Annotated in this window: 15 protein-coding genes; 10 read left to right on the top strand and 5 right to left on the bottom strand. The window is 35.1% G+C overall.

Annotation, left to right across the window (positions count from 1 at the left end; all coding sequences use genetic code 11):
• Positions 1–3: 3 nt before the first annotated feature.
• Both Q0845_RS15540 and Q0845_RS15535 read right to left on the bottom strand, forming a co-directional pair.
• Positions 4–1164: an HlyD family efflux transporter periplasmic adaptor subunit gene (locus tag Q0845_RS15540; RefSeq protein WP_298515033.1), complete on the bottom strand. Its 1161-nt coding sequence runs from the start codon at positions 1162–1164 to the stop codon at positions 4–6.
• A gap of 530 nt (positions 1165–1694) precedes the next feature.
• Complete coding sequence (locus Q0845_RS15535; RefSeq protein ID WP_298515031.1) at positions 1695–2291, bottom strand: riboflavin synthase; 597 nt, start codon at positions 2289–2291, stop codon at positions 1695–1697.
• A 58-nt stretch (positions 2292–2349) separates the two neighbouring features.
• Between Q0845_RS15535 and pdxA the strand changes: the two genes are divergently transcribed.
• From pdxA to Q0845_RS15500, 7 genes are all read left to right on the top strand, one after another.
• Complete coding sequence (gene pdxA, locus Q0845_RS15530; protein ID WP_298515029.1) at positions 2350–3396, top strand: 4-hydroxythreonine-4-phosphate dehydrogenase PdxA; 1047 nt, start codon at positions 2350–2352, stop codon at positions 3394–3396.
• 74 nt (positions 3397–3470) lie between these two features.
• The gene (locus Q0845_RS15525; protein WP_298515026.1) at positions 3471–4010 is read left to right on the top strand and encodes a DUF177 domain-containing protein; all 540 of its coding nucleotides are present in this window, start codon (positions 3471–3473) and stop codon (positions 4008–4010) included.
• Between the two features lie 8 nt (positions 4011–4018).
• The gene (rpmF, locus tag Q0845_RS15520) at positions 4019–4219 is read left to right on the top strand and encodes a 50S ribosomal protein L32 (protein WP_298515024.1); all 201 of its coding nucleotides are present in this window, start codon (positions 4019–4021) and stop codon (positions 4217–4219) included.
• Positions 4220–4394: 175 nt separating this feature from the next.
• Positions 4395–5393 (top strand): beta-ketoacyl-ACP synthase III, encoded by a 999-nt coding sequence (locus Q0845_RS15515; RefSeq protein ID WP_298515022.1) that lies wholly within the window; start codon positions 4395–4397, stop codon positions 5391–5393.
• A gap of 20 nt (positions 5394–5413) precedes the next feature.
• Positions 5414–5908, top strand: coding sequence for an acetyl-CoA carboxylase biotin carboxyl carrier protein (gene accB / locus Q0845_RS15510; protein ID WP_298515020.1), 495 nt, complete (start codon positions 5414–5416; stop codon positions 5906–5908).
• 88 nt (positions 5909–5996) lie between these two features.
• Positions 5997–7346, top strand: coding sequence for an acetyl-CoA carboxylase biotin carboxylase subunit (gene accC, locus Q0845_RS15505; RefSeq protein WP_298515018.1), 1350 nt, complete (start codon positions 5997–5999; stop codon positions 7344–7346).
• Between the two features lie 328 nt (positions 7347–7674).
• On the top strand, positions 7675–8739 hold the full coding sequence (locus tag Q0845_RS15500) for a hypothetical protein (RefSeq protein WP_298515015.1): 1065 nt from the start codon (positions 7675–7677) through the stop codon (positions 8737–8739).
• A gap of 134 nt (positions 8740–8873) precedes the next feature.
• On the opposite strand, the gene Q0845_RS15495 is transcribed toward Q0845_RS15500, so the two are convergent.
• A complete protein-coding gene (locus Q0845_RS15495) occupies positions 8874–9431 on the bottom strand; it encodes a YbhB/YbcL family Raf kinase inhibitor-like protein (protein ID WP_298515013.1) in 558 nt (185 codons plus the stop codon).
• Between the two features lie 89 nt (positions 9432–9520).
• Complete coding sequence (locus Q0845_RS15490) at positions 9521–10363, bottom strand: helix-turn-helix transcriptional regulator (protein ID WP_298515010.1); 843 nt, start codon at positions 10361–10363, stop codon at positions 9521–9523.
• 113 nt (positions 10364–10476) lie between these two features.
• Here Q0845_RS15490 and Q0845_RS15485 point away from each other — a divergent pair, with 113 nt between their 5' ends.
• The 3 genes from Q0845_RS15485 to Q0845_RS15475 all read left to right on the top strand — a co-directional run bounded on the left by Q0845_RS15485 (position 10477) and on the right by Q0845_RS15475 (position 12779).
• Entirely contained in the window at positions 10477–11589 is a 1113-nt protein-coding gene (locus Q0845_RS15485) for an FAD-binding oxidoreductase (protein WP_298515007.1), read from the top strand.
• Complete coding sequence (locus Q0845_RS15480) at positions 11586–12035, top strand: 3-oxoacyl-ACP synthase (protein ID WP_298515005.1); 450 nt, start codon at positions 11586–11588, stop codon at positions 12033–12035. Before Q0845_RS15485 ends, Q0845_RS15480 begins: the two co-directional genes overlap by 4 nt.
• Before the next feature lie 222 nt (positions 12036–12257).
• Positions 12258–12779, top strand: coding sequence for a 3'-5' exoribonuclease (locus tag Q0845_RS15475; RefSeq protein ID WP_298515003.1), 522 nt, complete (start codon positions 12258–12260; stop codon positions 12777–12779).
• Between the two features lie 219 nt (positions 12780–12998).
• On the opposite strand, the gene Q0845_RS15470 is transcribed toward Q0845_RS15475, so the two are convergent.
• Entirely contained in the window at positions 12999–14216 is a 1218-nt protein-coding gene (locus Q0845_RS15470; protein ID WP_298515000.1) for a glycosyltransferase, read from the bottom strand.
• Positions 14217–14940 lie beyond the last annotated feature (724 nt).

Here is a 14940-nt window from a genome sequence, read left to right as displayed (position 1 = left end):
GACTTACTTTACTTTTTTAGGTTCTGCAATAGGTGTTATAGTATCTTTTGAATTTTGAGAAGTGAGCGGTTTTACCAACATACCAGCGTATGCACCAGGCACTGATTTTGATAAAATAACGGTTCCATTAGGAATACTTTTTACCACTGCTTTTGTATCCGAGAAATACACAGGATTTACTTTTATCATGTCTAGTATACTGTCTCTTACAACAAATAGTTGATTATCATCAAGTACTAAATTCCGATCTATTTCAATAGCATTGGTCTCTTCTTTGGCATTTAGATTTGCTTCTAAATACATCCCTTCTTTCAGTTTCTCGTCTTTTACTTCGATATAAGCAGTAATGGTTTGTGTGGTTGCATCAATACTTCCGTTGACACGGGAAACAATTCCTGAGAATTTTTCGGTATTCTCTAAATTATTCAATGCTACTTTTTCGCCAACTTTTAGCAGACTCGCATATTGTTTGCTTAATGCAACTTCCATTTCGTAGACAGAATCATCGATAAAAGCACCTAGTTTTTGCCCGTTTCTAATCAAAGAACCTTCAGTAACCAAGGCTTCGGTTAAAATTCCTGAAAATGGTGCGCTAATGGTATATTTAGATAAACGTTGCTCTAAGTTTTTAACATTATAATAATTAGTGACAATGCTACGTCCAGTAATAAAGTACTTTTCCTTTTCTGTAGTCATTTCAGGCAACTTCGGCGTGGTTTTATTTAGATCGAAATTAGAAAGATATTGTTGCCATTTTGGATAGATATCTGGGAAATCCAATCGTAAATCAGGCATAATCGCCGCAATTGAATTGTACAAATTACTTTTTGACGACTGCACATTGGCATAATATTCGGCAGCATCAATACGAATCAATGTTTCTCCTTGACGATACTTTTGTCCTGGCTTAAACAGTTTTCTATTTGTTTTAAAAATACCTTGTACTTCTGCATACAACTCTACACGTCTTTTAGCTACAAGATTTCCGTTGGCAGAAATAACAATAGGAATCGTGCCATTTTGAACGGTATTTGTATATACTGTTTTGATTACTTTTTTGGGAACAGGTCTTTTTTTCTGTTTACCATTGGCTATAATGTTTCCGAAATAGAAGGCACCGGCAATAAGTAGTGCCCCAAGAATCGAAAGTATAATATTTCGCATCTGGAGAGGTTATTTAGATGGTTAGACTGCAAATTTATCTATAAGTTTACTTTCTAAGTCTTAAAAAAAACTTAATAAAATTTAGAATCTACCAGAATGTGTTTCAGTAAGATAAGCTATAAAACGCATATTCCTTTTGAAAGTATATGCTGTAAATCTACTTTTTTATTGTAATTTAGGAGAACATAAGAGTAGTTTGTTTGTGGGAATTGGACAAAAAAAACCTAGTAAAAATCTGAGTTCGACGTCTTTTTTTGTCGTTTCATAGATAAATTTGCAATGATATAACATAAAATATTTTGTCAAACCCTATAATTTTATACTTTTACACCGTTATGGCAAAATTAAACCAAAAGACCCTGTTGTGTTTTGTTATACTAGCACTAGCTTTTTTAACAACAACACACGCCCAAATCGTACCTCCGCCACCTGGACCACCGCCTCCACCGGGATTCCCGATCGATGCTGGTTTGGTAGGCGTATTAGCCGCTGGATTATTGTATGGTATTCGGAAAAAAGTAAAAAAGTAATTACTTCGACAGCCCCTGAAGTCTTGCAACGTATTTCCCTATAACATCAAATTCCAAATTTACAATTGAGCCATCTTTCATATATTGAAAGACTGTATGGCTATATGTATATGGAATAATAGCAACCGAAAAAGAATTTCTTTCCGAATTTACCACTGTCAAACTTGTACCATTTACTGTAATCGACCCTTTTTCAATAGTAATATTGCTTAAAGAAGGATCATATTCAAAGGTATAATACCAACTTCCGTCACTTTCTTTTACAGATATACATGTCGCAATTTGATCTACATGACCTTGTACAATATGTCCGTCCAAACGGTCTCCTAACTTCATTGCACGTTCTAAATTAACACGATCGCCTACTTTCCAATGACCAAGATTGGTTTTATCTAAAGTTTCTTGAATGGCAGTAACTACATATGTATTCTCTGTAAGATTTCTATCAACCACCGTCAAGCAAACACCATTGTGTGCTACACTTTGATCAATTTTTAATTCGCTTGTTAAACTGCTTTGAACTGTAATATGAAGGTTTTCTTTTTCGCGCTCTAAATGCGTAATCACACCTAATTCTTCAATAATCCCTGTGAACATCTATTAATTTCGTTAAATTTGCATGTAAAATTAAGAAATAAAAGTCTGAATTACGTAAATGAAGAAAGAGGAAAAAATAAAAGTAGGAATTTCGGTTGGTGACTTAAACGGTATCGGAACAGAGGTAATTTTGAAGACCTTCAAAGATAATAGGATGTTAGAATTATGTACGCCTGTTATTTTTGGATCTACTAAAATTTTATCATTTCAAAAAAAGCATTTCAATATACATACGAACTTGCATGGTATTCCCAATGCAGAAAAGATACAGCACGGAAAAATTAATGTTGTAAACATTACCAAAGAAGCTGTGAATATTGAATATGGAAAATCATCTGAAGCTGTTGGGAAGTTTGCGATAAAATCGTTTACGGAAGCTACCAATGCTTTAAAAGAAGGAATGATAGACGTCTTGGTAACGGCACCTATTAATAAACACAATGTGCAATCGGAAGAGTTTACATTTCCGGGTCATACCGATTATTTGGGAGCAACCTTAGAAGGTGATAGCTTAATGTTAATGGTAAACGATACGCTTCGTGTGGGATTGTTGACAGATCATGTAGCAGTAAAAGATGTTTCGGCAGCCATTACGCCCGAACTGATTGAAAAGAAAGTAAACATTATATATAATACCTTAAAACAGGATTTTGGAGTTGCTAAGCCAAAAATTGCTGTTTTAGGGATCAATCCGCATGTTGGAGACAATGGTGTCATTGGTGTAGAAGATGATGAAATATTAAAGCCGACGCTGGAAAAAATTAAAAATGAAGGCAAGCTAGTCTTTGGACCGTATGCGGCAGATAGTTTCTTTGCCTCTAGCAATTATAAAAACTTTGATGCCATCTTAGCAGCATATCACGATCAAGGACTGATTCCGTTTAAAACTTTATCGTTTGGACAAGGTGTAAATTTCACAGCAGGACTAAACAAAGTGCGTACTTCGCCCGATCATGGAACTGCATACGAAATTGCGGGAAAAAACAAAGCAGATCACAACTCGTTCAAAGAAGCAGTATTCACTGGAATACAGATTTTTAGAAACAGAAACATATACAAAGAGATCGCGGAAAATCCCCTAAAAAAGCAACCAAGTAAGATATAAACAAAAAAATGTTGACAACTTTATGTGGGTAAAGAAAAATTTATATCTTTGCACGCTCGAAACTGATGTTTAAGATGATGGTACTAAAGGACTTTACGATTCCTTTTATAGGATTAAAAGAAGGAAAACACCAGTTTGATTATCAAATTGATAATACGTTCTTTGAACTTTTTGAATTTGATGAATTCAATGCAACTGCAATAAATGCAACATTAGAATTTCACAAAAAAGCAACAATGCTTGAGCTAACTTTCAACGCTTCAGGTACTGTAAATGTAAATTGTGATGTGACGAATGAGCCTTTTGAGCAGCCTGTAGAAGGGAATTTAAACTTGATTGTAAAATTTGGACATGAATATAACGATGAAAATGAAGAAATTTTAATCGTTCCTCATGGAGAATATGAAATCAATGTAGCACAATATATATATGAAATGATTGTGTTGGCAGTTCCTTCCAAAAGAATTCATCCTGGTATTGAAGATGGAACATTGAAGTCTGAAATACTCGAAAAGCTAGAAGAACTACAACCTGGTACAGAAAAAAAAGAAACTGAAGAGGAAATTGATCCTCGTTGGAATACATTAAAAAAACTATTAACGGATAATAAATAACATAGAAAATGGCACATCCTAAGAGAAAAATCTCGAAAACAAGAAGAGATAAGAGAAGAACTCATTACAAAGCAACTGTTCCTCAAATCGCTACGTGCCCAACTACTGGTGAAGCACACTTATATCACAGAGCTCACTGGCACGAAGGAAAATTATATTACAGAGGAAAAGTATTGATTGACAATACTGCTGAAGAAAACTTAGCATAACACACACATGTTTAGTCATAAAAGCTCTCACTTTCGTGAGAGTTTTTTATTTGCGCGTTTTTTTTGTTAAAAATGTAAAAACGACATATTTTGCCGAGATTATCAGAGAATTTTAGTAATTTCGTTTAATTTTTAATGAATTTTTATTAAAAATCACAAAAACCAACGTTAAGGTATGACCAAAATTACAGCAGCAATAACAGCTGTAGGAGCATATGTTCCTGATTATGTATTAACCAACCAGATACTCGAAACAATGGTTGATACTAATGATGAGTGGATCACCACTAGAACAGGTATTAAAGAACGCAGAATTCTTAAAGAAGAAGGAGCGGGATCTTCATATATGGCAATTAAAGCTGCCCAAGACCTCATTGCAAAGAGAAATTTAGACCCAAAAGAGATAGACATGGTCATTGTAGCAACAGCTACTCCAGACATGCCTGTAGCCTCTACAGCGGTATATACTGCTAGTAAAATTGGAGCAACCAACGCGTTTGCCTTCGATTTGCAAGCAGCATGCTCAAGTTTTTTATATGGAATGTCTGCCGCAGCAAGTTATATTCAATCTGGACGTTATAAGAAAGTATTATTGATTGGATCTGATAAGATGTCTTCAATTATTGATTACACAGACAGAGCCACTTGTATCATTTTTGGAGATGGCGCAGGAGCGGTACTTTTTGAACCCAATGAAGAAGGATTCGGATTGCAAGACGAATACCTAAGAAGTGATGGTATTGGACGTGAATACCTTAAAATTGATGCTGGTGGATCTATATTACCAGCTTCTGAAGAAACGATAAAAAACAATCAACATACCGTATTTCAAGACGGGAAAACTGTTTTCAAATTCGCAGTATCTAACATGGCAGACGTAAGTGCCAAAATAATGGAAGATAACAATCTGACGAATGAAGACGTACAATGGTTGGTGCCACACCAAGCCAATAAACGTATCATTGATGCCACTGCAAGGCGTATGGGCGTAGATGAAAGCAAAGTTATGATGAACATTCAGCGTTATGGAAATACAACTTCTGGAACGCTACCTCTATGTTTACATGACTATGAAAAACAACTCAAAAAAGGAGATAACCTCATTTTTGCTGCTTTTGGTGGCGGATTTACATGGGGCGCTATTTACCTAAAATGGGCATATAATTCTAACTAGAAACGACTAAAACCTATCTCATGGATTTAAAAGAAATTCAAAGCTTAATTAAATTCGTAGCCAAATCTGGAGCAAGTGAAGTAAAACTTGAAATGGAAGATGTAAAGATTACCATTAAAACTGGAGAAACTAAAGGCGAAATGACAACTGTAGTGCAACAAATTCCAATGGCTGGAATTCCTCAACCAGCACAAGCAGCAGTTCCTGTAGCAGCACAACCTGCAACACCAGCAGCAACTGAAGCACCAGCACCAGCAGCAAACGAAGATTCAAAATATGTTACTATAAAATCACCAATTATTGGTACTTTCTACAGAAAACCATCTCCAGACAAACCAAACTTTGTTGAGGTTGGAGACAGTATTTCTGAAGGAGGCGTATTGTGTGTGATTGAAGCAATGAAACTTTTCAATGAAATTGAATCAGAAGTTTCAGGAAAAATAGTGAAAGTATTAGTAGATGATGCTTCACCTGTAGAATTTGATCAACCATTATTCTTGGTAGATCCATCCTAAGAAATTTTAAATAGAACTTGAAGTACGCACCATTTGTGTCACTTAAAAAAGTTACAAATTTTAATTTCAACATTTAAAATTTCAAAAGATGTTCAAAAAAATATTAGTTGCCAATAGAGGTGAAATAGCTCTTAGAGTTATTAGAACTTGTAAAGAAATGGGTATCAAAACAGTTGCTGTATATTCAAAAGCAGATGTTGATAGCCTACACGTACGTTTCGCAGACGAAGCTGTTTGTATTGGACCAGCGCCAAGTAGCGAATCATATTTAAAAATGTCAAACATTATTGCAGCCGCAGAAATTACAAATGCAGATGCAATTCACCCAGGATACGGTTTCTTATCTGAAAACGCCAAATTCTCAAAAATATGTGAAGAACACGATATCAAATTCATTGGAGCTTCTGCCGAAATGATTGATAAAATGGGAGATAAAGCCTCTGCAAAAGCTACGATGAAAGCGGCAGGTGTTCCTTGTGTTCCAGGAAGTGAAGGAATCATTGAAAGTTTTGAAGAATGTGAAAAACTAGCTGTAGAAACAGGATATCCTGTAATGCTGAAAGCAACTGCTGGTGGTGGTGGAAAAGGAATGCGCGCCGTTTGGAAACCAGAAGATTTAAAACCAGCATGGGATTCTGCTCGACAAGAATCGAAAGCTGCTTTTGGAAATGACGATATGTACATGGAAAAGTTGATTGAAGAACCAAGACACATCGAAATTCAGGTGGTTGGAGATTCTTCAGGAAAAGCATGTCACCTGTCTGAGCGTGATTGTTCTGTACAACGTCGTCACCAAAAATTAACAGAAGAAGTACCTTCTCCATTTATGACGGACGATTTACGTACACGTATGGGAGAAGCTGCGGTAAAAGCTGCAGAATTTATCAACTATGAAGGAGCTGGAACGGTAGAATTCTTAGTAGATAAACACAGAAACTTCTACTTTATGGAAATGAATACACGTATTCAGGTAGAACATCCAATTACCGAACAAGTAATTGATTTCGATTTGATTCGTGAGCAAATATTAGTAGCAGCTGGTGTGCCAATTTCTGGTAAAAACTATACACCAAACTTACACTCTATTGAATGTAGAATTAATGCAGAAGATCCGTATAATAATTTCAGACCTTCTCCAGGAAGAATTACAGTATTACACGCGCCAGGCGGACATGGAGTTCGTTTAGATACGCATGTATATGCTGGATACTCAATTCCACCAAACTACGATTCTATGATTGCAAAGTTGATTACAACCGCGCAAACACGTGAAGAAGCTATTAACAAGATGAAACGTGCTTTAGATGAGTTCGTAATTGAAGGAATTAAAACAACCATTCCTTTCCACAGACAATTGATGGATCATCCTGATTATGTTGCTGGAAACTACACGACAAAATTCATGGAAGACTTTGAAATGGAACCAGAAACGGAATAATTTTCAGTCAATCTTAGATATATTAAAAAAGCTCCTTACAAGGAGCTTTTTTTAGTTTATACGTCATTGCGAACGTAGTGAAGCAATCTGTCTCTAATAATATTTTAGTTCAATAAGAAATAGATTACTTCGTCAATTCTTCCTCGTAATGACGAATCAAACGAATCTATTTCTTCTCTCGTTGGTAATAGACTAAAATCCTTGCTTTCTGGCAACAATAGTTCGGTATTTATAAATACAGACCAACTCCTTTAGCATTTCGAATTGCAAAAAATTACATTTATCCACAGAAATAAAATATTACCTATAAACCTTAATACATACAAAAATGAAATTTAAACTATTGCTAGTAGTAATGCTTACCTCATTTGTGTTTACAAGTGTACAAGCACAAACAATCAAGGATAATAAATACAATAAACTTATTAAAAAGGAAAAGTATGCAGATGCCTTAAACTATATAAAAGATAGAGATTTTCCAACCAGAAGTTATTGGTTTTCTAACTGGGCACAAAATCTTGTAACCTATGCATTAGATAAAAACTTTACGGATGATATGTATGATATCATTATAACATTAGCCAATAATAGTTATGCGAATACAGATTATCCAGACAGACCTACAAGTAGTGTAGCCTATTGTTATTTAACAAAACCATTTCACTTTATGTGGACAGGAGATTTTGAAAAAGCAGAAGTTGCTTACAAAGATGCTTTGGCAAGATTAGAGAAGTACAAAGAAGAAAAAAACATCAATCCAAAATATATCAATAGCATGAAAAGGCAAATTATATATAGTTTTTATTCACAACTTGAATTTCATAAACTATATAAAAAGCTCACTACGATGGATGTAAATAGTTTGCCATTTTCAGAACAAGAGTTGTATCAACTAAAAGAAGAAATACAAACAATGAAGTTCAACTACAACAAACCAAGAAAAGTACACCAATATTCTAGTGCCTCTAATGATTATCGCATTAAATCAGCAAATGAAAAATTGGCTTCTGTTTGGCTTGTAGAATACCAACAAAATAGAAGAATAAAGGAGTTCTTTTACAAAATGTCAAGTGAAAACAGAAAAAAATTCTTTCCAAATATCAATGTATACTACCTTTTTGGAGATAATTTCTTGACCAAAGAACAAGAAGATCAAAATACGCAAAAAAGGAAACAAGCATTAATTGCGAAGTATGGTAAAAAGTTTGGCGAGTCTATTTTTAAAAGGAAAATAATGATAGGAATGACTCAAAAAATGCTTGAAGACGAATTCAATGCACCAAGAGCAAAAGATTCATTTTCAGAATATAACGAATACTGGACTTGGTCAAACCTAATGGTTGCCATCGATAAAAAAACCAAAAAAGTAACAAGCATCACCAACTTGCGATAAACGTTCTAAAAACAACAAGTGTAAATTAGCACTTCAAAGCGCAGTCGAGATTCAAAAAGAACTTTTTTATTTTTCTTTTGAATCTCGACTGCGCTCAATTTGACATTTGTGTTACAATTTGATGGTATAAAAACCTACTTCTTCTCACGCTGATAATACGCCACAATACTTGCTTTTGCCAATGTATTGTTTGAAAGATAATATCCTACAATAGCAGCGTTGGTATCTTTTGTCAATCCTAACGAATCTGTTTTTAAAGCATACACCGTAATAATATATTGATGCAATCCGTGACCTTCTGGCGGACACGGACCACCGTAACCAGCACTTCCATAATCGGTAATACTTTGAATGCTTCCTTTTGGGGAAAGATTCAAAGAAACGTTTCCAGCATTGGTGACCAATTCGTTCACATTTGCCGGAATATCAAATACGAGCCAATGCCACCATCCGCTGCCTGTTGGCGCATCTGGATCGTACATGGTAATGGCAAAACTTTTAGTGCCTTCTGGCGCATTTGCCCATGATAACTGTGGCGATTCGTTGCTTCCTGTACAACCAAAACCGCTAAATTCTTGTGTTTTTGTAGCTTGTCCGCCCAAATCTTTACTCGTTAATGTAAATGTATTTTGTCCGAAAGCTGTCGTTGCTATCAATACGAATAGCAATAAAAAAGCAGTTGTTCTTTTCATAATTGAGATGTTTCATAATTAGATTACAAAACTATCGCAACGGAAGGTTTTACTGAAAATTAGTCAGTTCAAAAAGTAGTGCTAAAAGCTCAATCTTGCAATTGATACTGTTTTGGAGTTACGCCAAATTTGGTTTTAAAGGCGTGTACGAAGTTGGATAAATTTTCATACCCAATGGTTTCAAAAATATCGGAAGGTCGTTTTGCTTGGTTCTTCAATAAAAAAGCAGCGTGTTCCAAACGTTGCTGTTGAAACCATTTTATAGGCGATTCCTGAAAATGCTTTTCAAATTCTCGTTTAAAGCTAGAAACACTCATATTAGCTAGGAAAGCAAGTTCTTTCAAAGTCAATTTATTCAAGGTGTTACTTTCAACTACATTGATAAAATGACTCGTTTGATCGTCTTTCGCAGCTACCAAAAAGGATAAAAAATCTGCACCTTTGGTCGCGACTAAATACAGTAGAATTTCTTCTAGTTTTACCTGCAAAAGTTGCTGTTGCACGTTCAGCGGAAGTTCATATATATCTTCTAAGCTTTTTACAAATGATCTTATAAAATCGTCATAATCACAAGCTTTTGCAGCAGTTGTAGCAGGAACATGTTTATTGGTGATTTGATGTTTCTCAATGAACTGAAACAGTGCTTCATCCGAAAAAAATAACAAAACACTTCTATAAAAATTACGAGTTTCAGACAAATTCTCCGTCATTAAGCAATGGCCAGATTTCATAATTAAAAACGCATCATTTTCAATAGAAATTGGTTCACGACTTGTAGAAATGGTTTTAAAACCTTCTTGCAGAAAGCTAAAGGCATTTTTGGTCAAATCGATCTTATTATTAAAATTTGACGTTGTCGATTCATAATTAAACAACTGAATCGGATGTTTCGTTTCAGCAGTCAAATAATCGGGCAACGTAAATACATTCATGCGTTTTGGTTTTCTATCCACACAAAAATACAATCTTAGGACGATTTTTCAATTCTGAATTAAAACAATTGCATTGCTTTGGTTATATTGAAGCGCAAAATACTTGAGCATCCATGAATTTAAGCTATTGGGAATATACATCGTGGTTTACAAATGTCGATTTCACTATTGTGGGAAGCGGCATTGTGGGTTTAAACTGTGCCTTGCAACTTCGAAAGCAACATCCGACAGCTAAAATTGTGGTGTTGGAAAAAGGAATCTTACCACAAGGCGCAAGTACAAAAAATGCAGGATTTGCCTGTTTTGGAAGTCTCTCGGAGATCTTAGACGATCTCAATTCACATTCTGAAGAAGAAGTGATCAACCTTGTCAAAAGACGCTGTAACGGCTTGCAATTGCTTCGTGAAACCTTAGGCGATACAACGATTGACTATCAAGCTTTGGGCGGATATGAATTGTTTACGGAAAACGATGCAGAATTGTATGAAACGTGTTTGACCAAAAAAGATCAGATTAATCAGTTGTTATTTTCGGTGTTTGATGGAAATGTATTTAGCGAAGTTGCCAATACGTTTCAGTTTCAACAGATTCAATCAAACTATATTTTTAATCAGTTTGAAGGACAAATTGATACAGGGAAAATGATGTATGCTTTATTGGAAAAAATTCGATCAAACAACATTCAGATTTTAAATTCCGTTTCGGTTGATGCTTTCTCGGAAACTGGAAATGCAGTACAGGTACACACCAATCATTTTGATTTTTACACCAAAAAATTACTCATTGCTACGAATGGTTTTGCATCTCAATTATTGGAGGAAAAAGTAAAGCCTGCACGCGCACAAGTTATAATCACGGAGCCAATTCCGAATTTGCACATCAAAGGAACATTTCATTTAGATAAAGGATATTATTACTTCAGAAATATTGACAATCGCATTCTATTTGGCGGTGGACGAAATCTTGATTTTCAAGGAGAAGAAACTACTGAATTTGCGCAAACCGAATTGATTCAGCAAAAACTAGAAGGACTCTTAAAAACAACTATTTTACCAAACACAGCCTTTGAAATTGCACATCGTTGGAGTGGAATTATGGGCGTTGGTTCACAGAAAAAAGCCATTGTAAAACCCTTATCAAATCATGTGTATTGTGGCGTTCGCTTAGGCGGAATGGGCGTTGCCATCGGAAGTTTGGTAGGAAAAGAATTAGCAGATTTAGTATGAGTGTAAAGGAAACATTATACAATGCGTGTTTGGAACTCGTAAACGAACGACAGGCAAATATTCAAGAACGCTTTTCGGGCATTCAGGAAGCCATGTTATCAGAAACCAAAAGTACGGCAGGCGATAAGCATGAAACAGGTCGCGCTATGTTGCAGCTAGAACGTGAAAAACTAGGAAATCAACTTGCGGAAATTCAAAAAGTAAAGCAAACTCTCTTCAAAGTAAATTCAACAGCTGAGGTTTCTCAAGGTTGTTTGGGAAGCGTTGTGTATACATCACAAGCCAATTATTTTGTTTCGGTAAGTGTTGGTGAAATCACTGCAAATACTGAAAAATTCTATGCTATTGCTACCAATACGCCAATTGGAAAACTATTGCTTGGGAAAAAAGTAGGAGATGAGGTGAGTTTTAGAAATCAGTCGTTTGTGATTGAGAAGATTTTGTAGACTGACTTAGACATGCTACACTTTTAGATCGTTAGATTTTTAGATTTCTTTGAAATATCCTTAAGAGGAAGTATGACAATGAAGAAAACTCCAAAAGAAAAGCACATTCAAAAATTTAAGAGCATCAGCGATCTAACAACGAAGTGAGTCTAACATTCCAAAAGCAAAGCGCGTCTAACCATCTAAAATACCTATCTTGCCTTTTCACAAAAAGAAGAAAACATGAGTTATATAATGGTTGACATAGAATCTGATGGACCTATTCCAGGCGATTATTCTATGATATGTTTTGGAGCCGTTTTGGTGGATGAGAAACTCGACAGAACGTTTTATGGTAAACTAAAACCAATTTCTGAGCAATTCAATCCAGAAGCTTTGGCAATTTCAGGGTTTTCACGTGAAGCAACTTTAGAATTTGACGATCCGACGAAAGTCATGACCGATTTTAAAACATGGATTCAGGAAAACTCTAAAGGAAGACCCATTTTTATTAGTGATAACAATGGTTTCGATTGGATGTTTATTTGCTGGTACTTTCATCATTTTATTGGAGAAAATCCGTTTGGTTATTCTTCCAGAAGACTCTCCGATCTGTATTGCGGATTGGAAAAAGATACATTTGCCAAATGGAAACACTTGCGTAAAACTGTGCATACACACAATCCAGTTGACGATGCTATGGGAAATGCGGAAGTGTTGTTATTAATGAAAAAGGAAATGAATTTAAAAATTAGTTTGAAGTAGGGGTTTTTAATTTGAATTTCAAAAGCAGATCTCGATACAAAATTTCATACTGAAATTTCACTCGATCTGACGGTTTGTGAAACTGAAACTGAACTCGAAATTGAATTTGAAACATCCAACGTCTGTTCGAGTGTTTTTATATAGCGAAGCGAGTAAAAATGTATCGAGAACTACCATAGTTAGTGCGAGTTTCCAACTCGTGCTGTAAAACCATCAACATTATTGATCTAACAGTGTAGCTGATTCAAATACATCCTCATTTTTCTTTACCATGATCGTTTCAAACTGTTCCAAATACATATCTGTAATACGTTCCATAGGAAATGCAGTAGCAGCTTTGTAATTGGTATTTCCAAGTGAAATTCTGTAAGCATCATTTGTTACAATAGCTTCAATGGCATTGGCCAAGCTATCTACACTCGTAGGTTCAAAGAATTCACCTCTATATCCTTCATCTTTTACAAGCAAAGCTAAATCGCCCAAATCTGGCATCACAACTGCTTTTCCGTAACTTCCAGCTTGGTGCAGCACGCCCGAACTTCCAGTGGTTGCCGTATATGGAAATACCACAACAGCACTTTCGTTGAATATAGTTGCTACGTCTTCTTCTGCTACGTAACCTGTAAATGTCAATTGCGGAACATGTTTGTATTGTTCCTGTGCGTTTGCTAAGTAACCTGGTACATTTGGGTTGTCTGTTCCTGCAATAACGATTTCTAAATCGAGTCCAGAAGATTTGCGAACCTTTTCCACGGCTTCAATCATAGACTCTACTTTTTTATATGTTCCAAACTTTCCAAAAGCCATTACTTTAAGAGGTCCATTAGGCAATTCAAAAGACGGTTTCTCTGCAATTTCAAAGGTTCCGTGTGGAATCATCGTTATATTATCGGCTAAATATTTTTTCTCTAATACGTTGACATATTTTTGCATTGTCACGGCTACTTTATCTGCTTTCAAAATCAACTTTGTCAAGCTAGTACCGATGAAATTATATATTTTTTGTAAAATTTTATTTGAAGTAAAACCTGCGCTTTTCAAATCTACTTCTTCCAAAATATTGTGTAGTAATACAATGTTTGGAATTCCTTTGAGTTTGCAAACCAGCGGAAGCATCAAACCTAAAGCCGCCGCTACTTTTTTATCGCCAAATTTCATGAACTGCAAGTTGAATAAAACTGCATCTGGTTTTGTTTGATTGATAGCTTTGGTGACTGAAAAGAGATTCTTATAACTATTAAACTTCCAGCATTCTTTTACAGTGACTTTGCAGCCAACTTCTGAGAAATTCAAATCCTTTGCTTCGGGAGTTGCATCAGTTAGCAATACGATTTCCGTAATGCTTTCTTTTTGACGAAAACTTTTCACTAAGTGATATGCGTATTCGTTCAACGTTACTTTACTTGGTGGATATGCGGTTACGATTGCTAACTTCATGATATTAAGTTTTTTAATTATAGTACAAATGTGCATTTTACGTACGTGAAAAATAGACGAGTTGTGCCGAAATGCGAATATGTTTCGGTGAAAGGAAAGAGGCTTTAGATATGTTTTTTTTTGGCTTTTTAGATTTCTAGAGTCATGAGTCAAGATATTTTCTAACGACATTCTCTTTTTAAAAGAATACAATGATTTCGTAGTAGATCTCGATACAATTTTCTGTCATTTCAACTGCGCTCAATGTAACAGAAAATCACTCGATCTGACGCTTTGAGTTTGAAAAGTCATTGCCAGAATTTCATAGAAATTTGTGGCAATCTGTTGGTTTAAATACTGTTTTGTATATGATTTTAGCAGATTGCTTCGGCTGTGCTCAGTACAAGTATTTCGTCATACTTTTTCGTAATGACAAATCACACCAGAATGAGCAAAACTATTTAAAATTTAGCATTTACAATAAAGAATTCGTGCATTCGTGGTTGAAAAAGAAGTAAGAGTAATCACCAAAGAGTGAGAACAATTTAAACTTCAACATATAACATTAACAATAAAAAATTCGTGGTTAAAAAATAGCAAGAGTAATCACCAAAGAGTAAGAATTAATTTAAACTTCAACATATAACATTTACAATAAAAAATTCGTGAATTCGTGGTTAAAAAATAGCAAGAGTAATCACCAAAGAGTAAGAATTAATTTAAACTTCAACATATAACATTTACA

The organism is uncultured Kordia sp. (genome assembly GCF_947489565.1).
Taxonomy (GTDB): domain Bacteria; phylum Bacteroidota; class Bacteroidia; order Flavobacteriales; family Flavobacteriaceae; genus Kordia.
This window is presented reverse-complemented; position numbering and strand designations above follow the sequence as displayed.

Excerpts from the sequence above, each read along its gene's own strand:
- Q0845_RS15495 (WP_298515013.1), bottom strand. The coding sequence starts at position 9,431 with ATGAAAAGAACAACTGCTTTTTTATTGCTATTCGTATTGATAGCAACG.
- pdxA (WP_298515029.1), top strand. The coding sequence starts at position 2,350 with ATGAAGAAAGAGGAAAAAATAAAAGTAGGAATTTCGGTTGGTGACTTA.
- Q0845_RS15485 (WP_298515007.1), top strand. The coding sequence starts at position 10,477 with ATGAATTTAAGCTATTGGGAATATACATCGTGGTTTACAAATGTCGAT.
- accB (WP_298515020.1), top strand. The coding sequence starts at position 5,414 with ATGGATTTAAAAGAAATTCAAAGCTTAATTAAATTCGTAGCCAAATCT.
- Q0845_RS15490 (WP_298515010.1), bottom strand. The coding sequence starts at position 10,363 with ATGAATGTATTTACGTTGCCCGATTATTTGACTGCTGAAACGAAACAT.
- rpmF (WP_298515024.1), top strand. The coding sequence starts at position 4,019 with ATGGCACATCCTAAGAGAAAAATCTCGAAAACAAGAAGAGATAAGAGA.
- Q0845_RS15540 (WP_298515033.1), bottom strand. The coding sequence starts at position 1,164 with ATGCGAAATATTATACTTTCGATTCTTGGGGCACTACTTATTGCCGGT.
- Q0845_RS15515 (WP_298515022.1), top strand. The coding sequence starts at position 4,395 with ATGACCAAAATTACAGCAGCAATAACAGCTGTAGGAGCATATGTTCCT.
- Q0845_RS15500 (WP_298515015.1), top strand. The coding sequence starts at position 7,675 with ATGAAATTTAAACTATTGCTAGTAGTAATGCTTACCTCATTTGTGTTT.
- Q0845_RS15525 (WP_298515026.1), top strand. The coding sequence starts at position 3,471 with ATGATGGTACTAAAGGACTTTACGATTCCTTTTATAGGATTAAAAGAA.
- Q0845_RS15475 (WP_298515003.1), top strand. The coding sequence starts at position 12,258 with ATGAGTTATATAATGGTTGACATAGAATCTGATGGACCTATTCCAGGC.
- accC (WP_298515018.1), top strand. The coding sequence starts at position 5,997 with ATGTTCAAAAAAATATTAGTTGCCAATAGAGGTGAAATAGCTCTTAGA.
- Q0845_RS15470 (WP_298515000.1), bottom strand. The coding sequence starts at position 14,216 with ATGAAGTTAGCAATCGTAACCGCATATCCACCAAGTAAAGTAACGTTG.
- Q0845_RS15535 (WP_298515031.1), bottom strand. The coding sequence starts at position 2,291 with ATGTTCACAGGGATTATTGAAGAATTAGGTGTGATTACGCATTTAGAG.
- Q0845_RS15480 (WP_298515005.1), top strand. The coding sequence starts at position 11,586 with ATGAGTGTAAAGGAAACATTATACAATGCGTGTTTGGAACTCGTAAAC.